Origin of the sequence: Limnohabitans planktonicus II-D5 (genome assembly GCF_001270065.2) — a bacterium.
In the GTDB taxonomy this organism is placed as follows: Bacteria; Pseudomonadota; Gammaproteobacteria; order Burkholderiales; family Burkholderiaceae_C; genus Limnohabitans_A; species Limnohabitans_A planktonicus.
On sequence record NZ_LFYT02000044.1, the window covers coordinates 1 to 25,170 of the forward strand.

At 56.9% G+C, this 25,170-nt stretch carries 24 protein-coding genes; 9 read left to right on the forward strand and 15 right to left on the reverse strand.

What is annotated here, in order from left to right; genetic code table 11:
* Positions 1-263: 263 nt before the first annotated feature.
* Together H663_RS39650 and H663_RS39655 are read right to left on the reverse strand one after the other, a co-directional pair.
* Positions 264-671 carry a type II toxin-antitoxin system VapC family toxin gene (locus tag H663_RS39650; RefSeq protein ID WP_053173844.1) on the reverse strand — a complete coding sequence of 136 codons (408 nt, stop codon included), beginning with the start codon at positions 669-671 and terminating at the stop codon, positions 264-266.
* A complete protein-coding gene (locus H663_RS39655) occupies positions 668-1,009 on the reverse strand; it encodes an antitoxin (RefSeq protein WP_053173845.1) in 342 nt (113 codons plus the stop codon). The genes H663_RS39650 and H663_RS39655 overlap by 4 nt, the downstream gene beginning before the upstream one ends.
* A 116-nt stretch (positions 1,010-1,125) precedes the next feature.
* Here H663_RS39655 and H663_RS42440 point away from each other — a divergent pair, with 116 nt between their 5' ends.
* Positions 1,126-1,260 (forward strand): hypothetical protein, encoded by a 135-nt coding sequence (locus tag H663_RS42440; RefSeq protein ID WP_276309858.1) that lies wholly within the window; start codon positions 1,126-1,128, stop codon positions 1,258-1,260.
* A 249-nt stretch (positions 1,261-1,509) separates the two neighbouring features.
* Here H663_RS42440 and H663_RS39660 read toward each other — a convergent pair whose 3' ends face one another.
* Positions 1,510-1,863, reverse strand: coding sequence for a helix-turn-helix domain-containing protein (locus H663_RS39660; RefSeq protein WP_053173846.1), 354 nt, complete (start codon positions 1,861-1,863; stop codon positions 1,510-1,512).
* The gene (locus H663_RS39665; protein ID WP_053173847.1) at positions 1,844-2,233 is read right to left on the reverse strand and encodes a type II toxin-antitoxin system RelE/ParE family toxin; all 390 of its coding nucleotides are present in this window, start codon (positions 2,231-2,233) and stop codon (positions 1,844-1,846) included. Before H663_RS39665 ends, H663_RS39660 begins: the two co-directional genes overlap by 20 nt.
* 189 nt (positions 2,234-2,422) lie before the next feature.
* Here H663_RS39665 and H663_RS39670 point away from each other — a divergent pair, with 189 nt between their 5' ends.
* On the forward strand, positions 2,423-3,586 hold the full coding sequence (locus tag H663_RS39670; RefSeq protein WP_053173848.1) for a Fic family protein: 1,164 nt from the start codon (positions 2,423-2,425) through the stop codon (positions 3,584-3,586).
* 79 nt (positions 3,587-3,665) lie between these two features.
* Positions 3,666-3,791: a hypothetical protein gene (locus tag H663_RS42445; protein WP_276309859.1), complete on the forward strand. Its 126-nt coding sequence runs from the start codon at positions 3,666-3,668 to the stop codon at positions 3,789-3,791.
* Between the two features lie 21 nt (positions 3,792-3,812).
* Here H663_RS42445 and H663_RS39680 read toward each other — a convergent pair whose 3' ends face one another.
* The gene (locus H663_RS39680; RefSeq protein ID WP_165803965.1) at positions 3,813-4,979 is read right to left on the reverse strand and encodes a baeRF3 domain-containing protein; all 1,167 of its coding nucleotides are present in this window, start codon (positions 4,977-4,979) and stop codon (positions 3,813-3,815) included.
* A gap of 298 nt (positions 4,980-5,277) precedes the next feature.
* Here H663_RS39680 and H663_RS39685 point away from each other — a divergent pair, with 298 nt between their 5' ends.
* Positions 5,278-5,511, forward strand: coding sequence for an AAA domain-containing protein (locus H663_RS39685; protein WP_083451350.1), 234 nt, complete (start codon positions 5,278-5,280; stop codon positions 5,509-5,511).
* Between the two features lie 13 nt (positions 5,512-5,524).
* Here H663_RS39685 and H663_RS39690 read toward each other — a convergent pair whose 3' ends face one another.
* Together H663_RS39690 and H663_RS39695 are read right to left on the reverse strand one after the other, a co-directional pair.
* The gene (locus H663_RS39690; protein WP_083451232.1) at positions 5,525-8,302 is read right to left on the reverse strand and encodes a patatin-like phospholipase family protein; all 2,778 of its coding nucleotides are present in this window, start codon (positions 8,300-8,302) and stop codon (positions 5,525-5,527) included.
* A 41-nt stretch (positions 8,303-8,343) separates the two neighbouring features.
* The gene (locus H663_RS39695; RefSeq protein ID WP_053173853.1) at positions 8,344-11,139 is read right to left on the reverse strand and encodes a DNA methyltransferase; all 2,796 of its coding nucleotides are present in this window, start codon (positions 11,137-11,139) and stop codon (positions 8,344-8,346) included.
* 250 nt (positions 11,140-11,389) lie between these two features.
* Between H663_RS39695 and H663_RS39700 the strand changes: the two genes are divergently transcribed.
* A complete protein-coding gene (locus H663_RS39700; protein ID WP_053173855.1) occupies positions 11,390-12,196 on the forward strand; it encodes a molybdate ABC transporter substrate-binding protein in 807 nt (268 codons plus the stop codon).
* A 62-nt stretch (positions 12,197-12,258) separates the two neighbouring features.
* On the opposite strand, the gene H663_RS39705 is transcribed toward H663_RS39700, so the two are convergent.
* On the reverse strand, positions 12,259-13,446 hold the full coding sequence (locus H663_RS39705; RefSeq protein WP_053173856.1) for an AAA family ATPase: 1,188 nt from the start codon (positions 13,444-13,446) through the stop codon (positions 12,259-12,261).
* Between the two features lie 310 nt (positions 13,447-13,756).
* Between H663_RS39705 and H663_RS39710 the strand changes: the two genes are divergently transcribed.
* Complete coding sequence (locus H663_RS39710; protein WP_053173858.1) at positions 13,757-15,163, forward strand: Fic family protein; 1,407 nt, start codon at positions 13,757-13,759, stop codon at positions 15,161-15,163.
* Positions 15,164-15,663: 500 nt separating this feature from the next.
* Here H663_RS39710 and H663_RS39715 read toward each other — a convergent pair whose 3' ends face one another.
* The gene (locus H663_RS39715) at positions 15,664-16,716 is read right to left on the reverse strand and encodes a histone deacetylase family protein (RefSeq protein ID WP_053173861.1); all 1,053 of its coding nucleotides are present in this window, start codon (positions 16,714-16,716) and stop codon (positions 15,664-15,666) included.
* Positions 16,713-17,636, reverse strand: coding sequence for an NYN domain-containing protein (locus H663_RS39720; protein ID WP_053173863.1), 924 nt, complete (start codon positions 17,634-17,636; stop codon positions 16,713-16,715). Before H663_RS39720 ends, H663_RS39715 begins: the two co-directional genes overlap by 4 nt.
* Before the next feature lie 271 nt (positions 17,637-17,907).
* On the opposite strand from H663_RS39720, the gene H663_RS39725 reads away from it, so the two are divergent.
* Together H663_RS39725 and H663_RS39730 are read left to right on the forward strand one after the other, a co-directional pair.
* Positions 17,908-18,165: a type II toxin-antitoxin system Phd/YefM family antitoxin gene (locus H663_RS39725; RefSeq protein ID WP_053173864.1), complete on the forward strand. Its 258-nt coding sequence runs from the start codon at positions 17,908-17,910 to the stop codon at positions 18,163-18,165.
* 313 nt (positions 18,166-18,478) lie between these two features.
* Complete coding sequence (locus H663_RS39730; protein WP_205872758.1) at positions 18,479-19,582, forward strand: hypothetical protein; 1,104 nt, start codon at positions 18,479-18,481, stop codon at positions 19,580-19,582.
* 56 nt (positions 19,583-19,638) lie between these two features.
* Here H663_RS39730 and H663_RS39735 read toward each other — a convergent pair whose 3' ends face one another.
* The 3 genes from H663_RS39735 to H663_RS39745 form a co-directional block, all read right to left on the reverse strand.
* Positions 19,639-20,112: an OsmC family protein gene (locus H663_RS39735; RefSeq protein WP_053173869.1), complete on the reverse strand. Its 474-nt coding sequence runs from the start codon at positions 20,110-20,112 to the stop codon at positions 19,639-19,641.
* A gap of 68 nt (positions 20,113-20,180) precedes the next feature.
* Positions 20,181-20,660 carry a GNAT family N-acetyltransferase gene (locus tag H663_RS39740; protein ID WP_338067179.1) on the reverse strand — a complete coding sequence of 160 codons (480 nt, stop codon included), beginning with the start codon at positions 20,658-20,660 and terminating at the stop codon, positions 20,181-20,183.
* Positions 20,661-20,696: 36 nt separating this feature from the next.
* On the reverse strand, positions 20,697-21,539 hold the full coding sequence (locus H663_RS39745; RefSeq protein WP_053173873.1) for an enoyl-CoA hydratase-related protein: 843 nt from the start codon (positions 21,537-21,539) through the stop codon (positions 20,697-20,699).
* Positions 21,540-21,704: 165 nt separating this feature from the next.
* Here H663_RS39745 and H663_RS39755 point away from each other — a divergent pair, with 165 nt between their 5' ends.
* Positions 21,705-21,989: a BrnA antitoxin family protein gene (locus H663_RS39755; protein WP_053173875.1), complete on the forward strand. Its 285-nt coding sequence runs from the start codon at positions 21,705-21,707 to the stop codon at positions 21,987-21,989.
* Between the two features lie 15 nt (positions 21,990-22,004).
* On the opposite strand, the gene dinB is transcribed toward H663_RS39755, so the two are convergent.
* The gene (dinB, locus tag H663_RS39760; RefSeq protein WP_053173877.1) at positions 22,005-23,237 is read right to left on the reverse strand and encodes a DNA polymerase IV; all 1,233 of its coding nucleotides are present in this window, start codon (positions 23,235-23,237) and stop codon (positions 22,005-22,007) included.
* Between the two features lie 114 nt (positions 23,238-23,351).
* Positions 23,352-24,506: an alpha-hydroxy acid oxidase gene (locus H663_RS39765; RefSeq protein WP_053173879.1), complete on the reverse strand. Its 1,155-nt coding sequence runs from the start codon at positions 24,504-24,506 to the stop codon at positions 23,352-23,354.
* Between the last annotated feature and the right edge of the window lie 664 nt (positions 24,507-25,170).

Here is a 25,170-nt window from a genome sequence, read left to right on the forward strand (position 1 = left end):
ATCCGGCACGCTGAAGTTTGAAATGCGTGAGACATGTCATCTCGTAGGTCGGCACTCGCAGAGTCCGACGTTATTGGTTTCGGCACAGGCCCATGTCGGGGTCTTCGACCACCGACCTACAACAGCTTTGCGCATTGAAAACTTCACAGGGCCGAATCAATAATGTCAGAGGGCCATCAGTTTCAACCCGTGACAAACCGTCACGGGTTGGCCTCCCTCTGCATTGAGACGCAAGCTGTTGCAGCTGGTCGCGCATTCGGGGCTTATGCCATCCAGTCTTCAAGCTTCAAGCCCGGCACCCGCTTGAAGTGCCGTGTGTTGTGGGTCACCAAGGGCAGGCCCAGCGCTAATGCATGCGCGGCGATTTGGGTGTCCATGTCGCCAATGGGCTGCCCGGTTTGTTGCAGGTGGGCAGCAATTTCTCCATAACGGTCTGCGGCCTCCAGCGTCCATGGCAAAACGGGCAACTCATTGAGCAGCAAATCAATGGTTCGGCGGCGTTTGTCTTCGGCTTGCAGCAGTGCCTGCCCAAACCGAGTTTCGGCGCGGGTGATGGCGGAGATGGCGACCTCCTGCTTTTTGAGCGCCGTCAACATGCGCGTTTGTAGCGCGGCAGAACTGTTGCGTGCAAAGTAGCCCAAGATGTTGGTGTCCACCAAAAACTTGATCACTTGCGGACCTTGGTTTTGGCGGCGCGTTTAACGGAGGCTTTTGCTGTGGCTTTGGGGGCTGTTGGCGTATCCCAGTCTGCAAACGGATTTTTGGGTGGATTGTTTTGCCGGCTGGCATCCGACAAAAAGTCGTTGGGCAAGGGGTTGTCTGTAATGGCAGACATGAGCGCTTCCAGCCGTCTCTTGCGCAATGTTTCCGTGTCCTTGGGCTTGAGCGTGATCTCTCCCGTCACCTCGTTGCGAGCAATCCACATTTCATCGACATCCACACGAAATGCCTTGGGCAAGCGAATCGCCTGGCTGTTGCCGTTGGTGAAAACTTTGGCGGTAGCGAGCATGGCACCCTCCTTAATATGTATACATGAAAACGTACCTACTTTATCATCAGCCGAGTCATTCGGTCAAAGTCAGCCGAGGTCGGCTTTCTGCCTGACACCCGCCGCATGAACGTAACATGACCCGCGCACGGCGCAAGTTGTTGTTGGTGGGCGACTCGTCCACGCTTTGCAGGCATCCGTTTTTTGGGGAGTTGTTGGCTTATGTGAAGGCGGTGGGGGGCTACCGCACGGCGCGTGAGGTGGCCTATTGATCCGGCCCGATGAAGTTTGCAGGTCGACTTCAATCTCGCATCTTGTAGGAGCCAGCCCTGCTGGCGATTGGACGCTTGTGGATCACAGACTTTTCGCTTGCAGGGCAAGCTCCCACAAAATCCTCCCAACTGGCAACACACGGTTCAGACTTCATCGGGCCGAATCTATAAATGGGTGGCTGCTTGAGCGCTGTTTGCCGTCAGGGGCTTGTAGCGCAAGGGGGGTGCAAGTTGTACCCCAGTTGGCAACTAGGCCGCAACCCGTGATCGGCGAGCAGCACCTGCGCGCTTGTTGAGGGTGACTTCACCTCCCAAGTGGTCGATCACCACGGACGGGCGATCAGGAAACTTGGCCACCAGTTCCAGCTTGCCGCCCATGCTTTCCACATAGTGGCGCATCGTTGAAAGCAGCATGTCGCTGCGCTTTTCCAAACGAGAAATGGTGTCCTGACGCACCCCCAAGGCGGCAGCCATTTGCTCTTGTGTTTGCTGGGCGGCATGGCGAAGGTCTTTGAGTGTCGCCAACTCCATGGCCCGATCCTCCACCCGTTTTTTCCGATCTTTGGGCAGCGCAGCCATCACGTCATCGAGTTTTCTTGCCATTTTTGGACTCCTTGGTTGATTGACTCAAAGTGCCCTGATGATCGTCGTAACGCGCATCGGCCACCGTGAGTAAGCGCTTGTAAAACCTGCGCTGATCTGCCCCACCTTTATCTCCACCCACAAGCAAGATGGCTTGTCGGCGGGGATCGAAGGCAAAGGCCACTCGCCAAACCTGACCATTCCAGGAAAACCGAAGCTCCTTCATGTTGCTGTGTCGTGAACCCTTCAGGGTATCGACGGTAGGTCGCCCCAAATCAGGTCCAAACGTCGCCAGCAACTTGGCATGTGCCAAGAGTTCGTCTTGAAGCTCCTCGACCAAAGCTTCGAACTCAGCATCGAAGGCGTCGTGAAACAGAACAGTCCAAGTCATTGCAAAATTATGGACTTAAAGACATATGGAGTCAAATCCATTTTGAGTGAGGAACAGAACTTTGACGGCTGCGTGGTGACCAGCTGCAACGCTTTACAGGCATACGTTTTTTGGGAAGTTGCTTGATCTTGACACCGCGCACGATACGATTTCCGTTCAATTCAAATCATATATTGATATGATTAAGCCATGAAATCATATCAACGTTGGATTTGGCAGCTGCCAGAGTGGCCAGCATTGGCGTTCGACGCGCAGCGAATTCAGGCACCATTGGCGGCCGCAAGAACATCCCAAGGATTTCTTCTTGGCAAAGCGGAGGCGATTGGCTTGGAAGGGCTGCAGCCCCACATCCGCGACTCGCTGACGCAAGAGGCATTGACCACCTCTGCGATTGAAGGCGAAAAGCTGGACCCTGAAAGTGTTCGCTCCTCCGTGGCCCGGCGCTTGGGCCTCGACACCTCTGGGGCCCCCGTGCGCGAAGGCAGGCGCAACATCGAGGGACTGATCGATGTGTTGCAAGACGCCACCCTCAACACCGATGCACCCTTGACGCTGGAGAGGCTGTGCAGTTGGCACGGGGCGCTTTTCCCCACGGGTTTTTCGGGCATGCAGCGCATCGATGTGGGCGCTCTGCGTTCTGTGCCCATGGAGATCGTCAGTGGGGCCGTGGGCCACAGCAAGGTGCATTACGCCGCGCCACCCGCTGAAGGTCTGGCCGAGCAGATGGACGCTTTTTTGAATTGGTTCAACCAAACCCAGCCCAAAGTCGGGCCGCAGCCCATGGACGGCTTGGTGCGTGCCGCAGTCTCGCATCTGTGGTTCGAGACGCTGCACCCGTTTGACGATGGCAACGGGCGCCTAGGCCGGGCCATCTTGCAACTGGCACTGGGCCAAGACATGGGCCAGCCTGGGCGAATCGTGACACTGTCGCGGCAAATCGAGTCGTGCAAAGACCAGTATTACCGCGAGCTAGAGCGGGCACAACGCTCCAAAAGCATGGACGTGACGCCATGGGTCGAATGGTTGCTGGTGCAAATTGATCTGGCCAACGAATTCGCCAACCGCACCATCGATTCCGCCATTCAACGCATTCGGTTTCAGGCCCAAATGTCATCGGTCTCGCTCAATGAGCGTCAGCATAAAACCATGAAGAAGCTGCTGGATGCTGGCCCCAAAGGTTTTGAGGGCGGCATGACCACGCGCAAGCACGAGCGGATTGCGCAAACCTCCACACCCACAGCAGCCCGAGACCTCATCGATCTGGAAAGGCTTGGGCTGCTCACCCGGTACGGTGATGGTCGATCAACACGGTATTACCCCGCGATAAAAGGCTGGGCCGAGGACGATGCCTAGTTGGGCAAAGCCAGTGGGACTTGAGGTGCATGACACAAAGCGCGGTTTATGCCACATTGAAACGCTTGGAGGAATCGACGTGAAAAGCCTGAAAGACCTGAAAGCCGAACTGCTGGCTAACCCCGCCGTTCGCCAAGCCTATGACGCGCAAGCGCCCGAGTTTGAGCTGGCCCGTGAACGGATTGGCAAACTCATCCACGAATGACAGGGATGGGGCTTGGCGGCTTCAGTGGCGATAACTCGCCGCAACACCCGTGGTTGTGGGCATGCGTTCGGCCGCCTGAACATGCACTTGGCCGCCTAATTTCTCAACCAACGTGCCCAGGTCGTCCAACACATCGTCGACCCTGGGGTAGCCGAGTTCGGAAAAGTCGATGCGGCCCGTTGTGCCATCGATGCGTCCGGCGACCAGGCGACCGGCTTCGATCAACATGGTGCCTACGCGCCCGGCTGTGGCCGCATGCGCCACATCGGCCAGGTTGTCGCTGCCCAGCCCCTTCGCTTTGGCTGCGGCGTATTCGTCGCACCAAGCGTTTTGTTGGGCCTGTTGTGCCGGGGCGGCCACGGCCCAGGCGCGTTGCTGCAACTCGGTGGGGCTCAGGCTTTCGGGGTTGATGAGCAGGCCTTGCTTCATCAGCCGCGGGTTGTGGCTGATGGCCTGAAACAGGTGGTGGTGTTCAGGCAAAGCTGCCAGCATCAGGGGCAAACCCGAGACGTCGGAGTGATGCGCCTGCACCGCCCGATCCACCGCCCGGAAAAAGCGCTCCACCTCGCTGTCCATGCCGTCTTTTTTGCCGCCTTGCCCGTGGTGCATGGCCGAATGGCCAGCGCCCAGGCCACCGTACGATGACACCGAGCTGTGCGCCGTTTGTTGGCGATCGCTGCTCGTGTCGCTTGAAGAGCGTGGGACCTCTGACGCCAAGCTCAAAACCTCCAGGCTGTCGCGGTTGCCCTCGAACAGTTGCACCTTGTTCAAGCTCAAAGCCAAGACCTGGTAACGCTCAACCGATTGCAAAAATTGCCGCAAAGGTTGGGTGTGAAAGCTGTCTGCCACCACCGCCAAGTCGGCCACCGGTCTAGGCAACACATAGATGCGGAAAAAATCAGTCGCCCCCATCACCACCAGCCCGTCGAGCGTGTGCTCCCAAAACGCGTGGTCGTTTTCCAAGGCCTCAAATGGCGCAATGAGGGCGCGCAGTGCATCGGGCGCTTGGTGGTGCAGGGATGTCTTCAGTGCGCCAACCAGATGGCGAAAACGGATCGGGTCTTGCTGGTTATCGGGGTGACTGCGGTGGGTGCCCATGTACAGAGACAGACAGGGCCGGGCGTGCAACCCAACAAGTTCCTCCAGGCTGGCGCTGGTCAGTTTGAGTGGGGTGTGACGAGCTTGCATGCAAATTCCTTTTTGTTGGCGTTGACACCATGACGGCGAGGCCTGGCCCATGGGCAGTGCGCTGACAGCGCCGCAGAGCGCGGCACCTGAGCCTAGGCTCAAGCCAAGGATTGAATGCAGTCTGCGTTGTCAACCCTGCACAGTCGGTACTTCAGCGAACGGTCTAGCGCAATGCCCGTGCTTTGGGGGCGCGTGCCGTGGCGTGCATTGAGCCTTTAACGGCTGCGTGAACAGCTGCTGCAACGCAGGCTCTGCGAGGGAACCGTCGATTTTTTTTCAGGGCCAAGAGCGCGACATCATGGCCATCACCTTAACGCGCAGCAACCCCCAAGGCGAGATCGGCTTCCTGTCTGACATTCGCCGCATGAACGTGGGCATGACCCGCGCACGGCGCAAGCTGCTGCTGGTGGGTGACTCGTCCACGCTTTGCAGACATCCGTTTATTGGGGAGTTACTGGCTTATGTGAAGGGGGTGGGGGGCTACCGCACGGCGCATGAGGTGGAGGGTATGGAGGCGGTTCAATTGCCTTAGCTGGAATGCTAAATCAATCGTACCGTTCATGTACTGCACGTTCGATATGCCTATATTTGGATGCATTCAAATTTTTGTAATTGTCTGGCATGGAAACAGTGGAGGATACAAGACGGAGACTTCGGAGGTTGAATCTTCCATCACTGGGCAGATCTTCCTTAACATTACTAATCACCACAGCATCGATTTCTTCGATTCCATTTACGAAGCAATGATGTAAACGTGTGTTTCCATCAATTACTACAAGTGAATCTCCATGTCGTTCAAGTACGGGTGGGGTCACTATCGAATAGGCATTTCCCTCAAGTTGGACTTGAATTGGGGTAAATAAATTTTGATTAGAAGTAATAAGATCTGACACCATCAAGTTAATTTGTATTGCCTTGAATTCCTTAATAAATTTTTGCATTACGATTAGTTTATTGTTCACGGATATACGCTCCAGTATAATCGATGCATTTACATATGCAGGAATCGTCTTAAGACGATTAATCAATTCCTGCTGGTCACAGGGTTGATAGTCAAGATTTGGCCTTTTACTAGTTACTTCCGATGTGTAAGTGGCGGTCTTTTCTGTCATCATGCCAAGTACGGCTGGATCACTGTCTGTTGTATATAATCGAATTTTCTCGTTTTTGTACCGGTGATTCCGTTGGGATTCATCTGATGAATGATAGGCAAGGATTGTGCAGGCACGAGGCGATCCCAAGTCAAATACGAATCCTTCAAAAGCAAGTTCTTCGTCTGTCTCAATAACGGTAGCACCTAAAAGTGCTAATAATTGCCTGCGGCGCTTTTCGTCACTATCAATTTTCGTTGAATTCACTTTAGGCACAACGATACTTACAGGAATTCCCCGCCTAGCAAGAAGTAATAAACTTGGGAAAACATGGTCCAGCCAATAGGTATCAGAGCCCATCGCTAAAAACGATTTTTGGCATGATGGTATCTGGCGAACCAGTAGCAACATTTTTTCGTCAAACCCTTGAAAAACTTGCGTGACAGTATCTTTACGCGATAGATTTAAGCGTTCGTTTGCGACGAAATTTCTCACGTCTCGTACGCCACGCCCATAGAGGAATCGTTTGTTCTTTTCGTCTAATTTTTCAAAATCAGTTGAGTCAATTGCACCGGTATGTATATCTATCGGGTACACGTTGGTTTGTAACTGAAGCTGTATCTCGGAAGCGCTATCAATTACTGTTGCAGAAAGACGTTTGCAAAAGTCAATAAGATCCTGAACTGGTGTTGCTCCCTTGTCTTCTGCGAGCAAGCGGAACGCCAAAATTCTTGGAGAAATATCTCGTTCAGCCATGTTGCCTCGCCGATTGTTCAGGATATATGCAGGCAGATTAGATACGACACCACCGTCGAAGAAAATCGATGCACCAGAGGGGGCGGGCTGAAAAAAAAGTGGAATAGTGCATGAGTGCCTTACTGCCAATGAAACACTCTCGTCACTTGTTGTTTCGGGAGACCAGATCTTAGGCTTCCCTGTGGAAAAGTCGGTGGCAACGACATGAAATGGTATCGGTAATTCGGAAAAAAGAACTGGTCCTTTATTCGCCTTGCCATCGAGGCGTACTAGTTCTATTAGGCGATTTTCGATCCAATCTCCTAACTTTGTGGAGTCATGTAATCCACCATATTTGGCAATGTCGACAAGTGAACGGAGTTTTCCCGGAGTTAACATGCCGATTAATTTGGCCAAAAATGGTAGCCGCTTCGCAAAAAATATATTCTGATTTTTTGGTTTTTCAAGTAACGTAAGAAAATCTAATTCTTGAAGATTTTTTCTTAGGTAGCTTGGAGTAGCACCAGCTGCTACAAGAGCCCCCACAATGGAGCCAGCAGATGTTCCCGCAACTCTGCCAAAAGTTATACCGGCACGCTTAGCTGCTGCGTATGCACCTGCATGGGCTGCTGCGCGAACACCGCCGCCTTCGAACACTCCCCAACAGTGCCCAAAGAATTCTGATTTTGGTCTTCCACCTGCTCTACCACGGCGGATCAGGTCGAGTAGATCGCGAGCTCCTTTCGTGAATTCTGTGGGGCAATAGCGCTCAAGTGCCTTTTCAACAGTTCGAGCAATTTGTCGGTCTTCACAGACGTCTTGAACGAAGTCACACACGGCCATAGAGGGTTCTAAGCCGAGCTTTGTCGCTAGGATCACCGCGCGCGCAGCTTGAATCGTTGGTTGAGCAACAATGTCGGCCATGAAGTCAATTTTCCTGTGTTTGATTGCATGCCCTGCACCTGCATCAATCAACAATGCTTTTTCATTCTGTTGGTAAGGAAAAAATAATATGGCATTTATGTCGTAGTCGGCTGTTGGTGGAAGTTGATCGAAAGAGCCGTTCTGATTTTCAAATTTAAAAAGAAATGTGTTTTTAAGATTCCAAGCTTCGAACGGAATTTTGGTACCAATGATTCCAACACCACCAAAAGGATTCTTTTCTGCTTCCTTAGGAAAAAAATGTTCGATGGGTAAATCGCTGTCGATAACAAAGTCGATATCGCGTGAGTGCATCTCTGTTTTATGAATATATTCAATTAATCGATCTCTGGCCCAGCCTCCAAAAATAGCAACTTTGGCTTTGGCGACATTAAATTTTTCGAATACTTCAGCAAGACTGCTGTCATCCCGTAGAAGATCCTGAAATGCAGATTGCATTAATTCGGCGGCAATACTGAGTTCGTCCGCACTGAGGTTTTCGTAGATAACTCTCTCGCGCTCTGGTAGTAGTTTTACGGTCTCCATTTCAAAATTGTTATCTAATTTATTACTCATAATGAGTCCTCATTTTTTTAAGGCAACTGTCTGGTAAAGAATTATTTGACGTCATGCGTCCTTACCTCGTTGTGACTTTTTCCACGTGGCGCTGGCAGCAAGCTGGTAATCCGTTGGTACAGCTCGAAGAGGAAGGCCACGCGTTCGGCGTCGGAGGCGTATGACTTTTTGCCGCCGCTGGGTTGGTAGGCGGTGTCTACGGCGGTGTCTAGTTTTTGGTGGGCCTTGAGCAGGGCCGGGGGCATGGTCAGCGGGTCGTGGAGGTCGGCCAGTGACGCGTCTGCAAATTGGGCGCGGGCGTCGAGCACGCATTGGGCGGCTTGTTCGATGGCGGTGCGGTGTTTGTCGCTGAGTGGCTCGCCAGCGAAGCCGGGCCAAGGGTAGTTGTTGTAAACAATATCTTTGGAGTACCGGATATCGCTTTTTAGACGGCCACCAAGCAGACGAAGCCATGAGTTATGCATAGCGCTGCAAATGATTCCAAATTCATAAAGACCGCCACCGTTCATATACAGCGCCGAGTTTGTAGCCACTGCATTTTCAACAAACCCAAGTGGAAAGATGCGCCTACGTTCAGAGCTTGTTTTGGGAATCAAGATGTACTTGTCTGGAATGGTCGTTTCACGGAAAAGCCATGGCGTTACCGCAAACTTTTGCGATGACTTGCTGTTTTCACGGAAGTGTTTGACTTGAGCAATTTTTTCCATGACATGCGGCATGGCGCGTAACTCTGTTGCGGTTGCTTCTGATAGCCACAAACAGTAGTTAGTTTCTCCGTTGATTAAGTCATTACCAGTGAGCCATCGTCTGATCCATTTTTCAGCGCGTGGTTCTTTTTGAATAAAGGCTAGGCGCTCTTCATTTGTGAAAGCCAGTATTCCGTTGTCAAGAGGTGTGATGCCTTCAACCAAAGGCGGCACTTTACAAATAGGCTTCGAGCGACGTTCTAGCAGTAGATCTGCGAAGTCAACCAAATACGGATTGATGTTTTTAGCAGGAACAGCCAGCGGCTCGCCTTTGATGTCCGCGTATTCAAAAATAGTTTTGTCGTTGCGGTCGTTCAAGCCAAAACCAACGATCACGCAATGCACAGCAGCATTTCCTTTGGCTTCGTTGGACCACGAAAAAGTGCGGTGCGCAAACTGAATATGAATGCCTTGAGCCAACATCCATGCCCACAGCACGCCCACTTGTTCACCTTGGGTGATGCTGTTGGTCGAGACGAAAGCCACGCGAGGGGCGGCTTCGTTAACAGCGCTGCGCATGTAGTCGGCGGCTTTGACGTACCAAGCCGCCACAAAATCCAAAACGCCAAACCCTTTGATGCGATTCATCACGGGTTCAAAGTCAGCTTTTTGATGTGGTGTTTGTTCTTTCTTGCCAATGAACGGCGGATTGCCCAACACATAGCTGCACCGCTCCTCAGGCAGCACGTCGTTCCAGTCCAGCCGCAGCGCGTTGGCGTGGCGTATTTGCGGTGAGCTTTTGAGCGGGATGCGGGCAAAGTACAGGCCAAACTCCACGCTCACGCGCAGGTTCATTTGGTGGTCCACCAGCCACAGGGCCACTTGGGCAATTTGTGCCGGAAACTCTTCGATCTCGATGCCAAAGAACTGGTCCACGTTCACGCCGATCAGGCCATGCACGTCCACCGTCAGTTGGCCTTTATGGGCGCTCAGTTCGTGGTCGGCCCGCAGCACCTTCAGCTCCAGCTCGCGCAGTTCGCGGTAGCTGATGACCAAGAAGTTGCCGCACCCGCAGGCCGGGTCAAAAAACGTCAGCTGGCGCAGCTTTTTGTGAAACTCAAACAGCTTGTTGCGGTGGCCTTTGACGCGCTCAAATTCGGCGTGCAGTTCGTCCAGAAACAGGGGCTTGATCAGCTTGAGGATGTTGGCCTCAGACGTGTAGTGCGCGCCCAGGTTGCGGCGGGCTTTCTCGTCCATGATGCTTTGGAACAGGCTGCCAAAAATCGCCGGGCTGATGGCCGACCAGTCCAAGGCACAGGCGTCCAGCAGGGCTTCGCGCATGGCGGTGCTGAAGTCGGCCATGGGCAGGGTTTCTTCAAACAGGCGGCCGTTGATGTACGCAAACTGGCCCAGCTGTTCGTCGATGTTTTTGCTGCGTTGGTTCTCGTGCGTGTTGAGCACCTGAAACAGTTGCCCCAGGCGCGGCCCCAGGTCCGAGCCGTCGGGGGCGGTGCGTTCTTCCACAAAGTCCCTGAACGATTGCGCGGGCTGAAAAATGCCCGTGTCGTCGGCAAACAAACAAAACAACAGGCGCACCAGCAGCACCTCGAGCGCGTGGCCGCTGTAGCCGCTGGCTTTCAGGGCGTCGTGCAGGCGGCCCATGCGTTCGGCGGCCTTGATGTTGACCGGGTCTTCCGAACGAATGTCTTGCACCTTGTAGCCCGCCAGCAGGCCAAAGAGCTTGACGTGTTTGTGCAGGTGCTTGAGTTCAAACTCGGCCGTTTCGCCCGTGGCCAGCCGCCGCACCCGAAAGCGGGCAAAGTCGCACACCACCACCAGCTGGGGCAGGTCGCGCTCGGGCAGGTTATGCAGGTAGCCAATGGCCTGGTCCACCGCGTCGTCCAGGCTTTTGCCGCGCGACTTGTGCTCCACCAACAGCACGCCGGGCCAAAACAGGTCCACAAAGCCTTGTGCGCCGCCCAGCTTTTTGACGTTCAGCTCAAAGGTGGCGACGCGTTTGTTGGTGATGCCAAAGATTTCAAAGAAATCGATCCAAAAGGGCTTGGCCTGGCTGTCTTCGTTGCAGGCGTCGGCCCAGGTTTTGCTGAAAAGCAATGCCCTGGATTTGATTTCGTTCCAATTAAGACCCATTTGGTGCTCATAAAGTGAGCTTGGATCGTAACTGAAAGTATTTGATTTTTTGCTTGTAGTAACGCTGGGGGTGTAACTTGTGGGTCTATGGCGGGGGGGGGTGTCGGGTCAATGGCGGCTGAATGGGCGGGGCGCACCGCCTGGATCTATGCAAAGCATTTCATACCGTGTCTTCACGTATGGCACGCGCCTTGGGGCTGGTTAGCATTTGTCTCTTCCCCTTGTCACTGACCGAGCCCTCAACATCACCATGCGACTCACAACCCCTGCTTTGCTGGCAACAAGTTTGCTCACGGCCTGCGCCATGCCCCAAACGCCTTTGAGTGCTGACCCCATTGCCGTGGTCGCGGCTGGCAGTTTGCGTGAAGCGATGACCGACATTGCAAGAGCGCATGAAGCGCGAACCGGTCAAAAACTGTCCTTGTCTTTTGCAGCTTCTGGGCTGCTTCGCGAGCGCATCGAGAAGGGGGAAGCGGCCCAGGTTTTTGCCTCGGCCGACATGGGCCATCCTCAGAGGCTGGCTGACGCCGGCAGTTGGAGCCCGCCACGCGTGTTTGTGCGCAATCAACTTTGTGCGCTCACCCAGTCCCATCTCAATTTGACGCCTGAGCGTTTACTCGGTGCTTTGCTCGATCCAGCCATCCGCTTGGGCACCAGCACGCCCAAGGCCGATCCGGCGGGTGACTATGCTTGGGCACTGTTTCGCAAAGCCGATGCGGTGAGCACAGGCGCTTACGCCACGCTGGATCGCAAGGCTTTGCAGTTGACCGGCGGCCCCAGTTCGCCCAAACCACCGGCAGGTCGCGGTGCCTACGCTTGGGTCATGGACCAGGGGCAAGCCGACATTTTTCTGACCTATTGCACGAATGCGGTGGCAGCACAACAAGAGGTGCCGCGCTTGAAGATCGTGGCCGTGCCGCCGCAGTTGCAGGTCTTTGCGGACTATGGCCTCACCGTGCGCCGTGGTGCCCACCCCGCTGCACAGGCCTTTGCCGACGCCCTGCTGGCGCCCAGCGCACAGGCCGTCTTTGCACGCTATGGCTTCGGCAGCCCTTGAATTTTTGAGTTGGTGAGGTCGGTGGCTGACTGACTTGGCTGACTTTTGAAGGCCGAATGGTTTCATTCGTCGTCGAAGGGCAGGTCGCCTTGCTCGGTGGCCGGTGGCCACTTGCCACCTTCCAGCCGCACTTGAAACCAGCGGTGCATCGCGGCGTCTTCGACCGCGTATTCGCCGCGTGCCGATTTCCACACCAAGGCGGGTGTGCGCTGCCGAAGGGATTCCAAGGCTTTTTGCGCCTGCTGTACGCTGATGGGTCTCCCCAGCTTTTCACGGTAAAAGCGCAGCGCTTCGGCGTCATAGGGCCGAAAACGTGGCCCTTGGTCCAGCATGCGCCACAGCACCGCCTGCTCGGTGGGCTTGAGGCCAAGGTAGTCCGATTCCATCTGCGCTTCGTCTTGTGCTTGCTGGTCTTGCGCCGCTTGTTGCAGCGCGGGCTCAAACCGCCCACTGCCGCCCGACAACGGGCTGAGCACCGCGCCCATCGCCGCCATGAAGAACTGCGGCCGATGCCCGAAAGCGGCAAATGCCAGCTGCAGTCCGGCCCGATCCACGGGCACCAGGTCTGGTCGCTGGGCTTCAACCAGCTCGGCCACATGTGCGATGAAATCGGTGTCCAGCGGCGGCAGCGCCTGAATTTGCGAGCCGTAAAAAGGTGCCCCTGCGTTGACCACCAAGCGCAAGAGTTTGTCGCGGTCAGAGCCAGACATGACCAGCATCAGCTTCACTTGGCCGGGCTTGTTCATTTGGTCGCGAGCCGATTTCAGGGCGGTCATGGCCACTTCGCCTGCCTCGCTGGTCAGCGCGTGTTGGGCTTCGTCAATGATCAGCGCCACGGGTCGGTCTGCTGCTTGTTGCAAGCTGCGCAGCGCGTCCACCAGGGTCAGGCCGTCAATTTGGCCGATTTTGCTGGTGTCGATGTCCAATGCGCCCGCGACCTTCACGCTTTTCACCCCGACCTTTTTAGCGGTTCGAGCCACCAGGCCCAAGTGCGATTGCAAAGCTTGGGCAATGGCTTCGGCGATCAGCGTGCCGGGGTCACGGCGGGTATCGGCCCACAAGTCCACATAGACCACCTCAACGCCGTCCTGCTGCAGGGCGGGGGCCAGATCACCCTGCAAAAAAGTACTTTTGCCGGTTCGCCGGGGCGCAGCCAGAAACAGACCGTTGTGGGCATCGCCCATCAAAGAACGCCCTTGCAAAGCCTGGACCAGCTGCTGGGCCAAGGCGGTACGGTGGAATGCGATCATGTGATTACCCATTTTTATCTGGAAAAAGATATTTTATCTATCTTTGGATAATTGAAGGTAATTCTGGTGCTGCAACCTTGCTGCCCAGCTTGGGCCGGGTGGGTGACAAGTGTTGAAGTTTTTGTACCGTCAATCCGTAGGTCGGTGGCTTCAGCCCCGACATTGCAGGCTTCGGCGCAGGCTCCATGTCGGGGCTGAAGCCACCGACCTACAAGGGCGTTGTCTATTGAACCCGTCTCTGGGCCGGATCAATCAGCGCCTCACGTCCTGATTTACCAAATTGGCGCGATTATTTATAATTGCGCCAATCATGCCAGACTTCAACGCCCAACTCTTGACCGCCATTCAGGCCCAATCAGATGGCTTTTCGCTTGCAGAGGCCACTGAAAAATGGCCCGATGTGCCACGCCGCAGCTTGCAAAGAGCTTTGGCAAAGTGGGTGGCAGAAGGAAAAATCGCGCCAATCGGCAAAGCTCGTGCTACCCGTTATGTGGCTAATTCTGAAATCGCGCCAAAAGTTTTGGCTTACGCTTTGCCCACTTCAGTGGGTTTGTCAGAGTCATCCACTTGGCAGGCCGAAGAAGAACTCTCCACGGGCCAGTGGCCGCTCTCGCCCGACAGCAAAGACATCCGGGCCTATCTGGCCCAGCCCTGGACCACGCGCCAAGCCGTGGGTTACCAGTCTGAGTTTTTGCAGGCCTATCAGCCCAACGTCACGTTTTATCTGCCCCAGCCTGTGCGGGCGCAGCTGCACCGCATGGGCCGCACCGGGCCGGGGCCGCAACCGGCGGGCACTTATGGCCGTGCCGTGCTCGACCGTTTGCTGATCGACTTGTCTTGGGCGTCCAGCCACCTGGAGGGCAACACCTACACGCGCCTGGACACCCGCGCCCTGATCGCCCACGGCCAACAGGCGCAAGGCCACGGCGTGACCGAGACGCAGATGATCCTGAACCACAAAGCCGCTATCGAGTTGCTCATGGACAACGTGGCCGCGCCGCAGTTCAGTCGCTATTTGCTGATGAACCTGCACAGCGCCTTGTCAGAAAACCTGCTCGAAAGCCCCGAGGACGAAGGCCGCTTGCGGCTGCATCCAGTGCAGATCGGGCAAAGCGTTTACCAGCCGCCGTCGGGCCAGTCGCTCATTGGCACTTTGCTGGATGAAGCGCTGGCCAAATTCAACGCCATCGAAGACCCGTTTGAGCAGTCGTTTTTTGCCATGGTGCACTTGCCGTATTTGCAGCCATTTGCCGACTGCAACAAGCGCACGTCGCGCCTGCTGGCCAACTGGCCGCTGCTGCGGGCCAACCTGTGCCCACTCACGTTTTTGGGCGTGTCGCAGGACTGGTACACCGCTTCGGTGCTGGGTGTGTACGAGATGAGGCGCGTTGAGCTGCTGCGCGACTTGTTCATGTGGGCCTATGAGCGCTCGACCAAGGAGTACCTGACGGCCAAGTCCAGCGTGGTCGAGCCCGATGTGCTGCGCCTGACTTACCGCGACGCGATTCGCCACATCGTCAAAGCCGTGGTGCAAAACCCCGAGCAAGACCCGCTGGCGCTGGTGGCCACACAAGTGGCCCTGGCCGCGCCCGGGCCAGATCGTGAAAATGTGCGGGCCTTGGTCATGCAAGAGCTGCGCCGTTTGCACGAAGGCGTGTTGGCCCGCTATGGCCTGCGCCCTGCAGAGATGGAGCGCTGGCGCAGCATTCAGGGGTGATTAGTCTTATTTGTAGGTCGGCACCTTCAGGTCCGACATGCGCAGGTTTGTCGGGGCTAAAGCCTCCGACCTACGAGAGACGCTCCCCGTAGGTCGGAGCTTCAGCTCCGACATCGATCCGATTTGGCGCAAGTCCATGTCGGGGCTAAAGCCGCCGACCTACAAGAGACGCTCCCTGTAGGTCGGAGCTTCAGCTCCGACATCGATCCGATTTGGCGCAGGTCCATGTCGGGGCTAAAGCCGCCGACCTACAAGAGACGCTCCCCGTAGGTCGGAGCTTCAGCTCCGACATTGATCCGATATGGCGCAGGTCCATGTCGGGGCTGATGCCGCCGACCTACAAGACACGCTCTCCGTAGGTCGGAGCTTCAGCTCCGAAGTTCATTCGATTTGGCGCAAGTCCATGTCGGGGCTGAAGCCGCCGACCTACGAGAGACGCGCTCCGTAGGTCGGAGCTTCAGCTCCGACGTGGCGCTGGTGAACCACTATTGCCAAGCCTGTCAGCCGCGCAAACCCTCCAGCACGTTCACCGTGTTCACCCCCACCTCGGCCACCGCGTACCCGCCTTCAAACGTCAGCACCGTCGGCAAGCCCAACTGCGCAATGGCTTGCCCCAGCTTCAGGTAATCGGCACTGCGCAATTTGAATCCCGAGATCGGATCGCCCTCAAACGTGTCCAGCCCCAGCGGCACCACCAGCGCTTGCGGCGCAAAGTCGCTCACGGCTTGCATGGCGTTTTGCAGCGCGGCCCACCAGACTTCAAACCCGGTGCCACGCGGCAGCGGCAGGTTCAGGTTGTAGCCCTCGCCAGCCCCCGCGCCGCGCTCATCCGCATGCCCCAAAAAGAACGGGTATTCGGTGCGTGGATCGCCGTGGATGGACGCGGTGAACACATCGTTGCGCTCGTAAAAGATGGTTTGTGTGCCGTTGCCGTGGTGGTAGTCCACATCGAGCACGGCCACGCGCTGCAGCCCGCCGTCGCGCAGGGCTTGCGCGGCCACTGCGGCGTTGTTGATGAAGCAATAACCACCCAAGTAGTTGGGGCCTGCATGGTGGCCCGGTGGGCGGGTCAGCGCCAAGGCAAAGCGATCGCCCGCCAGCACCGCTTGCGCGGCCGCCAATGCGCAGGCCGCGCCTTCGCGGGCGGCGGCCCAGCTGCCCGCCGTCAAAGGCGTGCCCGAGTCAAACGCATACTGCCCCAGCCGCGCCGCAAAGTTGAGCGGCGGCGCATCGGTGCGAAAGGCGTGCTTTGACGCCAGCGGCCAGACCGAGGGCAGGGCGTCGCGCTCGGCATTGGTCGGGTCCAGCGCCACCCAGTCGTTCCACGCCCGAGCCAGAAATGCCAAATAGTCCGGCGCATGTACGCGGGCCATGGCGGCGTTCACATCCGCCGCGGCATCGGGCGTCAGCAACTGCCCCACAGGGCGGCGCTGCAGTTCATCGAGCACATATCGCAAACGGTCAGGCACTTCGTGGCAATCGACCAAGCGGCCCCGGAACATTTCCTGGCGGCCTGCGTGTTGGGCGTGGTGGGTGTTGTGGAAGATTTTCATGAGGTTGATGGGTCAGAGGATGTTGATCTGCTGGTATGCCAGTGGGTCATGAAGTCCAGAACTTTCTGGCCTTCTTTTTCGTTACTGAGCATGTCCAGGGGGAGTGCGTTGCCCCAGTAGGCATTGGGTTGCTGTAGCCACTTGTAAACATCGCTCGACTTCATGCCATTGTCGTTGCTGATTTGCAGCGCCTGCGCGATGAGATCAGGACGCGGATACCAAGAGATGGGCTTGGTGTAGGGGCGTCTGGCGGGGATGACGCGTGGCAGCTCGCTGCTGGCCAACTCATCTTCGGTGATGTGGCTTCGGACCCACAGGGCTTGGTCGTTCAATTCCTGATTGGGGATGCGTTGGTGATGACGAGTTGGGACCACAAGTCCAATTTTCACGGGGGTTAACGTGTTGATCATCTCCAGCGCAGGCTGGATGTCGGTGTCATTGGTGACGATCACGGCATGGTCAATTTCGCCCAGGATTGCATCCTTGAAGGCGTGCAATGCCAGGCTGACATCGCTCTTTTTTTCTTCAACTTTCCAAATGGTCACTTTTTGACAGTCTCGCGGCCATCGCTCTGGGTTTTGAGGGTCGACGCGTTTGGCGTGGGCCTCGTTCAAGGCATAGTTGCCTTTGATGATTTCCAGTGAACCTTGGGAGTGCTTGGCGAGAGCCCCCAAGTAGCTTCTTTGGCTGGTGCGACTGTCAGGGTCTTGGGCTACTTTTTCCAGAATTTCGGCGGTGAAATACTTGATGCTCAGATTTTCAAGGTCAAGCCCCAATTGCACGCCGTTTGATTGCGCTGTGATGGATGGAAGCACCTTGGATTTGAACAATTTCACCAGGTCCAGCCATTTGTGGCTTGTGCCCTTCAGGCAGCCGTAATAGAAGTTGTAGCCGTCGATGTAAACGCGGGTGCGAAGCAAAAGGACCCCCTGAAACGAAAAAACCGGCTTTCGCCGGCTTTTTCCCCCGTGCCCCAGATGGTCATGCCACGCTAAGAGCTAGGGTTAGTTGTTGACGAAATTATGCCGCAATTTTTGATGATGTTTTCCCAAGGGTAATCATCCGGCAAAAAATAAACTTTTGGTGTATTTAAATGATCAAGCTACCCAATTCCGTGGCGGTGGCATACGGTTTGACAGACGCGGCAATTGCGGTCAGATTAGACAGATGACGAGTTGAAGGGGATGCGAGATGCAGTCATGGCCAGTACAAGACGCGAAAGCGCGGTTCGGTGAATTTTTGGATGCTTGCCTGCTCGAAGGACCGCAAATGGTCACGCGGCGCGGTACCGAAACCGCCGTGTTGGTGTCTGTTCAAGAGTGGCGGCGGTTGCAGTCGGCTGCGCGGCCTTCCTTAAAAGAACTGCTGCTGTCTGAGCAGATCCGCACTGACTTGATCGTTGCGCCACGCGGGCAAGCCAAGCGACGCCCTGGGGCCCCGCTGCTGTGACACAGCGGTTTCTGTTTCAGAAGCCAGCGGACTTCAATGAGTAACTTGCCATGGTCTCTTCCTGGCGGGTTTGGGGTGGGTTTTTAAAAGTATTTTTTAAAAATGCCAAGATAGTTGAATTTTTGAATAGGTACCCATGAACCGCCTGTCTGATTATCTGAACCAAGATTGTTTCTGCTTTTCACCCGATGTGGATGCTTTAAAAAAAGCGTTGCAGGCTGATTCTGTCCTTTCAGACTGGTGGCCGCACTTGCAAGACAGTCATTCCCACCTGTTTTCTGCTACGGGTCTTTTTGTCAGTCAGACACAGCTGATGGCCATGCATGAGGCCGTGCGGGTGTTGCACGAGGCGATGACTTCTACCGCCTGGCGTGACCATGTGCAAGCACCCCAGCCGTACGGTCTGCCCCAAGTGCCCCGAGGCGTGTTCATGGGCTATGACTTTCACTTGACCGAGTCTGGTCCCAAGCTGATCGAGATCAACACCAATGCGGGGGGTGCCATGCTCAACTTGGCGCTCACGCGGGCGCAGCACGCTTGCTGCGATGCAGCCCTAGATTGGTTGCGTACCGCGACCGATGTGAGCCAACTGGAGTCGAAGTGGCTGGACATGTTCGCGCAGGAGTGGGCATTGCAACGCCCAGTTGAGCCGTTTGTGCCCCAGACCGGACCCAAGCGCACTCTGGCCATCGTGGATGAAGCGCCAGAAAGCCAGTACCTGTACCCGGAATTTCTGCTGTTCCAGGATCTGTTGCGTCGGGGTGGTTTGGAGGTCGTGATCGCTGCCCCTCAGGCGCTGACCTGGGTCAACGGCCAACTGCAGCACCAGGGTCAACGCATTGACATGGTTTATCTGCGCTTGACGGACTTTGACCTGAGCGATCCGGCACATGCCGCCTTGCGCCAAGCCTGGGTGTCGGGGGCGTGCGTGTTTACCCCCAACCCCGAAACGCATGCCCTGCATGCCAACAAGCGGCATCTGGCAGCGCTCAGCGATGCGGCTTTGGGCTCTGAGATGGGCTGGTCTGCGCACACTCAAGCAGTGCTGGCGAACGTGGTGCCGCAGACGCGGTTACTGACACCAGAAAATGCAGACCAGCTGTGGGCCGAGCGCAAACACTATTTCTTCAAGCCTCTCACGGGTTTTGGCTCCAAAGCCGCCTACCGGGGCGACAAGCTGACCACCAAAACCTGGGCTCAAATCAGTCAATTGCCTTATGTCGCGCAGGCCTTGATCCCGCCCAGCCAGAGGGTCGTCAAGGTCAACGATGAGCGCAAGACGCTGAAGGCGGACATTCGGGCCTATGCGTATGACGGCCAAGTGCAACTCTTCGCAGCCCGCTTGTACGATGGCCAGACCACCAACTTTCGCAGCGATGGTGGGGGCTTTGCGCCCGTGTTCGCGACGCCGAGTTGAACTTGGACCCGTGCAGCTCAGGCTGAAATTTCCCCCTCAGAACGGGTGCCTCGCCTTTAATGAGCCACTTGCCTCGGCTCGCAACGCACGTCTGTCTTGACAGAGTTGGCGATAAAACATTCGTCGTGGGCCAAGTGGTGCATCTCATTCAGCTGAGCCTGGGTCGGTATCTTGTCCCCAGAAAACTTGACCTCGGGGCGGAGCGTGACGGTGGTCATCATGAGCTTGCCTTCTGCGTTTTTGCCCATCACGCCCTCTGCTGCGTCATGGTAGGTGTCGACCACAAAACCATGTTTGACTGCAAAGGATAAAAACCAAAGCATGTGGCAGCTGGACAGTGAAGCGACGAAGGCCTCTTCGGGATCTACCGCATCGACCACGGAATAGGGCAGTGGAACAACGTGAGGGGATGAAGAACCCGCAATTTCAATGCCGCTGTCGAAGCGCAGGATGTGCTGGCGGCTGTAGCGGTTGTCGGTGAACTTCTGATCAGACCGAGCCCAAAGTATTTCGGCGGTGTAGTTGGCCATGTTGTTTGTCGCTTCCCTGTGTGTGAGTTTTTTTTCAGAGCCTTAACGCGGGCGTCAGTGGCGTGAAGTCAAGCTGACGTATGAGTTGTGAGGTCCATGGTCATGAAGACGCTATGAGGGTCAAGCTGGTAGTCGCCAAAGGGGCCGCAGGGCCGGAATCCGGCGCTTTCATACAGTTGGTGCGCTGGCGCAAACGTGCTGGCTGGCCCGGTTTCCAGGCTCAGTCGTTGGTAGCCACGCGCGATGGCTTCGCTGATGATGTGATTCAGAATGGCACGACCCGCGCCCTGTCGCCGGTTGACGGTTGGGGTTCGCATGGATTTGATCTCGCCATGATCAAGGGACAGTTCCTTGAGGGCACCACATCCCAAAAGCTGATCGCCATCGCGAGCTGACCAGAAGGTGATTTCGGGGCGTTTGAGTTGGTCCACATCGAGTGCATGCACGCTTTCAGGCGGTGAAAGTTCATGCATGTGGCGCAAGTGCTCATCGAGCAGCGCATACACATCTGGCCGAGCGGGATCGTCGGGTGCAATGGTCATTGACATGGCGGGTGGTGTTCTCGTGTGGTGGCCCAAATTGCCTCAGCCAAACTCCCGAAACCCCTTGAGCGCTGGCAGTGGCGCAAAGTTCGCCTCGCGTTTTTGTTGCATGGCGCTGATGGCTTCGCGCACATTGGCGTTGCTCCAGATCGCGCCTTGCAGCCAGCCCATGTGGCGCAGACTGTCTTCGGTGCTGTGGTCGCGGGCGTAGTGCAGCACTTGCTTGGTGCCCCAGATGGCCACGGGCGGTTTGCTGGCGATTTCTTTGGCCGCTTGCAGGGCAGCGGCCACGGTGGCTTCGTGGGTGGGCAGCACCTCGTTGACCAGGCCGTGGGCCAGCGCTTTGTCGGCGCTCAGGCGTCGGCCCGTGTAGGCCAGTTCTTTGACCAGCGCCATGGGCAGCAGCTTGGGCAGGCGCTGCAGGGTGCCCACGTCGGCCACCATGCCGATGTTGATTTCCTGGATGCAAAAGAACGCATCGGCCGAGGCATAGCGCATGCAGCAGGCGGTGACCATGTCCACCGCGCCGCCAATGCAGCCGCCGTGGATGGCGGCAATGACGGGGATGCGCAGTTCTTCGAGCAGGGTGAAGGTGTGCTGCATGTCGGTCAGCAGGTCGTACACGGCCGAGCGGCCTTCGGCGCTGCTGTCGTCCATGCTGATGGCACTGCCAAAGGTCTGCAGGTCCATGCCCGCGCTGAAATGTTTGCCCGTGCTCGAGATCACCAGCGCCCGGGCGGTGCCTGCCTTGTGGATATCGGTCAGCACCTCGTGCAGCTCGCGCCAAAAGGTGGGGTGCATGGTGTTCATCGCCTCGGGGCGGTTCATTACCAAATGGGCAACGTGGCCTTCAGTCGTCAGGGAAAAGCATTTCAGATCGTTCATGGGGGAAACTCCTATTCCAAGCAATGTAGCCGCTTGACTGGGGCAGTTGTGTCTCGGTTCAGACATCAAGCAAAATGTGAATTGTCACCTTCACTCTGCGCCGATCGGGCGAATTGATTCGCGAGATTTCAGCGCGGGACATGCACAGAAAGGAGCGCAGTATTTATGAGCAAGCAGACAGCTAAACAACCGATTCCCAAATTCAAAACAGAGGCGCAGGAGCGCGCTTATTGGGAATCTGAACCAAACGGGCACGACTCCACTGTGCATGTGGACTGGACAAAGGCGCAAAAGGTCAAGATGCCCAACTTGAAACCCACCACCAAGACCATTTCATTGCGTCTGCCCCAGCATTTGCTCGACAGCATCAAGGTGGCGGCCAACGCCAGGGATGTGCCTTATCAGTCGCTCATCAAGGTCTGGCTGCAAGAGAAATTGCACAGCCACTGAGATGCACCGTGATACTCAGTCGTCTGTGAACAGAAGCTGCGTTTGCCATTCATGGCCCGGCTCTTCGGCCTTCATGGGGTGATTCACCGAATCAGGCGCTGCTCCCGCCTTGACCAGCGAGCCCACCCGCACCCCCAGCAGCCGTAACCGTCGCGACAGGTCCACGCGTTTGAGGCATTGGCCTGCCACTTGCCGGATGCGTTTGGCGTCTGCCGTGTAGTCGCTCAGGCTTTGGTCCCGCGTCACGGCCTGGAAGTTGTCATAGCGCAGCTTGATGCCGATGGTTTTGCCTTCGTAGCCTTTGCGCTGCAAGTCGGCCGCCACTTGTTCGCACAGGCGGGTGAAGACCGCGCCCAACTCGGCGCGGTCGCGCACGGCGTGCAGGTCGCGCTCGAACGTGGTTTCGCGGCTCATGCTGACGGGTTCGCTCTCGGTCTCGACCGGGCGGTCGTCGCGGCCCCAAGCCGCATCAAACAGCCAAGCGCCGTAGCTTTTGCCAAAGTTTTCAATCAACCAGTGCTGTTCGCGTGCGGCCAAGTCGCCGATGGTGTGGATGCCAAAGCCTTTGAGCTTTTCATCGGCCTTGGGGCCTACGCCGTTGATCTTGCGGCAAGCCAGGGGCCAGATCAGGGTTTGCAGGTCGGCCTCGTGCACGATCGAGATGCCGTTGGGTTTATTGAACTCGCTGGCCATCTTGGCGATCAGCTTGTTGGGTGCTACGCCCACCGAGCAGGTGAGGCCCGTGGCCTCAAAAATGCTTTTCTGGATCAGCCGCGCCAGCACGCGTCCGCCTTCGCGTTGGCCGCCGGGCACGTCGGTGAAGTCGATGTAGACCTCGTCCACCCCTCGGTCCTGCATGACGGGGGCGATGTCGGTGATGATGCTTTTGAAGGTGCGCGAGAAGTGCCGGTAACGCTCAAAGTCCACGGGCAGCATGATGGCTTGCGGGCAGAGCTTGGCGGCTTTCATCAAACCCATGGCCGAGCCCACGCCAAACTGCCTGGCCGCATAGGTGGCGGTGGTGATGACGCCGCGCCCGGTGTAGCCATTCAAGCGAGGGAAGAAGTCGACCGGGATGCGGTCCAGTCGCTCGGCAAAGGTGTCCTCGGTCCACTCGCCTTCGGGGTAGGCCGCTTGCAGCTTGCCCAGCAAATCGTCTTCTTTGCGCCTGCCGCCACCAATGACGACCGGCATGCCCTTGAGCTGCGGGTAGCGCAGCAGCTCGCAGGACGCGTAAAACGCGTCCATGTCGAGGTGGGCGATACGGCGGGGCAGGGAGGTCAAAGGGGCGGATTCGGTCACCCTTGAAGCATAGCGCCAGCGCCGGGCCTCTCATGTGGCGTGAGGGGCCCGGCGCGGTTTTTATGCCGTCGGAAAAGTGCCGGGCAGCAAGATGTTGGTGTCCACGTTCTGGATGTTGGTGTGGCCGCAAAAGGCCATGGTCACGTCCAGTTCTTTGTGGATGATTTGCAGGGCTTTGGTCACGCCTTCTTCGCCCATGGCGCCCAGGCCATAGACCATGGCGCGGCCGATCATCGTGCCCTTGGCACCCAGCGCCCAGGCCTTGAGCACGTCCTGGCCTGAGCGGATGCCGCCGTCCATCCAGACTTCGATTTGGTCGCCCACAGCGGCCACGATGGCGGGCAAGGCTTCGATGGAGCTGGGTGCGCCGTCGAGCTGGCGGCCGCCGTGGTTGCTGACCACAATCGCGTCGGCACCGCTGGCCACGGCCAGTTTGGCGTCTTCCACGTCCATGATGCCCTTCAGGATCAGCTTGCCGCCCCATTGCTTCTTGACCCAAGCGATGTCTTCCCAGTTGAGCGTCGGGTCAAACTGTTCGTTGGTCCACGAGGCCAGCGACTTCATGTTGCTCACGGCCTTGACGTGGCCCACCAGGTTGCCAAAGGTGTGGCGCTTGGTCCCGGCCATGCCCAGGCACCAGCGCGGTTTGGTCATCAGGTTGATGATGTTGGCAATGGTCGGGCGGGGGGGCGCGGTCAAGCCGTTTTTGAGGTCTTTGTGGCGCTGGCCAATCACCTGCAGGTCGAGCGTGAGCACCATGGCGCTCACATTGGCAGCTTTGCAGCGGTCGATCATGCGGGCCATGGCCTCGCGGTCGCGCATCATGTAGAGCTGAAACCAAAAAGGCGCTTGGGTGTGGGCCGCAATGTCTTCAATCGAGCAGATGCTCATGGTCGACAGCGTGAAGGGAATGCCGAACTTCTTGGCCGCCATGGCCGCGTGCATTTCGCCGTCGGCATGCTGCATGCCCGTGAGACCCACCGGGGCAATACAAACGGGCATCTTGGTGTCGATGCCAACCATCTTCGTGGCGGTGGTGCGGTTTTCCATGTTCACCGCCACGCGCTGGCGCAGCTTGATTTTGTGGAAGTCCGTCTCGTTGGCGCGGTAGGTGCCCTCGGTCCAGGAGCCACTGTCGGCGTAGTCGTAAAACATACGCGGCACGCGCTTTTCGGCCAGAACGCGCAGGTCTTCGATGTTGGTGATCACGGGCATGGGGCAGTCTCCGAATGGGTTGTCAGTTGTCCAAATCAACGGCCATCCTAGCCGCCGACAGGCCATTGGGCTGTGAAAATTGAGACAGCCGCCGTGAAATTTATTGATCTGTCGGCTTCACCCGCCCCATGTCGGAGTCTTCGACCACCGACCTGCGAATACATGGCTCCCGTAGGTCGGCACTCGAAGAGTCCGACGTTGGCGTGCTTGGGTCCTGATTCTGATTCAACTTTTGCGGGCCTCACCAGCCCCATGTCGGGGTCTTCGACCGCCGACCTGCGAATGCATGGCTCCTGTAGGTCGGCACTCGCAGAGTCCGACGCTTGCGGGCTCGGGCGCTGAACCTGATTCAACATTTGCGGGTTTCGCCAGCCCCATGTCGGGGTCTTCGACCACCGACCTACGAATACATGGCTCTTGTAGGTCGGCACTCGCAGAGTCAGACGCTTGCTGGCTTGGGCGCTGAACCTGATTCAACTTTTGCGCGTTTCAACAGACCCATGTCGGGGTCTTCGACCACCGACCTGCGAATACATGGCTCCCGTAGGTCGGCACTCGCAGAGTCCGACGTTTGCAGGCTTGGGCGCTGACCCTGATTCAACTTTGGCAGGCTTCACCAGCCCCATGTCGGGGTCTTCGACCACCGACCTACGAATACATGGCT

What these genes read in the sequence shown, in the direction of transcription:
- H663_RS39755 (WP_053173875.1), top strand. Translation starts at nt 21,705, where the DNA reads ATGAGCAAGCAGACAGCTAAACAACCGATTCCCAAATTCAAAACAGAG.
- dinB (WP_053173877.1), bottom strand. Translation starts at nt 23,237, where the DNA reads ATGGACGCGTTTTACGCGTCCTGCGAGCTGCTGCGCTACCCGCAGCTC.
- H663_RS39690 (WP_083451232.1), bottom strand. Translation starts at nt 8,302, where the DNA reads ATGAGTAATAAATTAGATAACAATTTTGAAATGGAGACCGTAAAACTA.
- H663_RS42440 (WP_276309858.1), top strand. Translation starts at nt 1,126, where the DNA reads ATGACCCGCGCACGGCGCAAGTTGTTGTTGGTGGGCGACTCGTCCACG.
- H663_RS39660 (WP_053173846.1), bottom strand. Translation starts at nt 1,863, where the DNA reads ATGGCAAGAAAACTCGATGACGTGATGGCTGCGCTGCCCAAAGATCGG.
- H663_RS39705 (WP_053173856.1), bottom strand. Translation starts at nt 13,446, where the DNA reads ATGATCGCATTCCACCGTACCGCCTTGGCCCAGCAGCTGGTCCAGGCT.
- H663_RS39665 (WP_053173847.1), bottom strand. Translation starts at nt 2,233, where the DNA reads ATGACTTGGACTGTTCTGTTTCACGACGCCTTCGATGCTGAGTTCGAA.
- H663_RS39670 (WP_053173848.1), top strand. Translation starts at nt 2,423, where the DNA reads ATGAAATCATATCAACGTTGGATTTGGCAGCTGCCAGAGTGGCCAGCA.
- H663_RS39680 (WP_165803965.1), bottom strand. Translation starts at nt 4,979, where the DNA reads ATGCAAGCTCGTCACACCCCACTCAAACTGACCAGCGCCAGCCTGGAG.
- H663_RS39710 (WP_053173858.1), top strand. Translation starts at nt 13,757, where the DNA reads ATGCCAGACTTCAACGCCCAACTCTTGACCGCCATTCAGGCCCAATCA.
- H663_RS39740 (WP_338067179.1), bottom strand. Translation starts at nt 20,660, where the DNA reads ATGTCAATGACCATTGCACCCGACGATCCCGCTCGGCCAGATGTGTAT.
- H663_RS39685 (WP_083451350.1), top strand. Translation starts at nt 5,278, where the DNA reads ATGGCCATCACCTTAACGCGCAGCAACCCCCAAGGCGAGATCGGCTTC.
- H663_RS39765 (WP_053173879.1), bottom strand. Translation starts at nt 24,506, where the DNA reads ATGCCCGTGATCACCAACATCGAAGACCTGCGCGTTCTGGCCGAAAAG.
- H663_RS39715 (WP_053173861.1), bottom strand. Translation starts at nt 16,716, where the DNA reads ATGAAAATCTTCCACAACACCCACCACGCCCAACACGCAGGCCGCCAG.
- H663_RS39695 (WP_053173853.1), bottom strand. Translation starts at nt 11,139, where the DNA reads ATGGGTCTTAATTGGAACGAAATCAAATCCAGGGCATTGCTTTTCAGC.
- H663_RS39745 (WP_053173873.1), bottom strand. Translation starts at nt 21,539, where the DNA reads ATGAACGATCTGAAATGCTTTTCCCTGACGACTGAAGGCCACGTTGCC.
- H663_RS39700 (WP_053173855.1), top strand. Translation starts at nt 11,390, where the DNA reads ATGCGACTCACAACCCCTGCTTTGCTGGCAACAAGTTTGCTCACGGCC.
- H663_RS39655 (WP_053173845.1), bottom strand. Translation starts at nt 1,009, where the DNA reads ATGCTCGCTACCGCCAAAGTTTTCACCAACGGCAACAGCCAGGCGATT.
- H663_RS39725 (WP_053173864.1), top strand. Translation starts at nt 17,908, where the DNA reads ATGCAGTCATGGCCAGTACAAGACGCGAAAGCGCGGTTCGGTGAATTT.
- H663_RS39735 (WP_053173869.1), bottom strand. Translation starts at nt 20,112, where the DNA reads ATGGCCAACTACACCGCCGAAATACTTTGGGCTCGGTCTGATCAGAAG.
- H663_RS39730 (WP_205872758.1), top strand. Translation starts at nt 18,479, where the DNA reads ATGGCCATGCATGAGGCCGTGCGGGTGTTGCACGAGGCGATGACTTCT.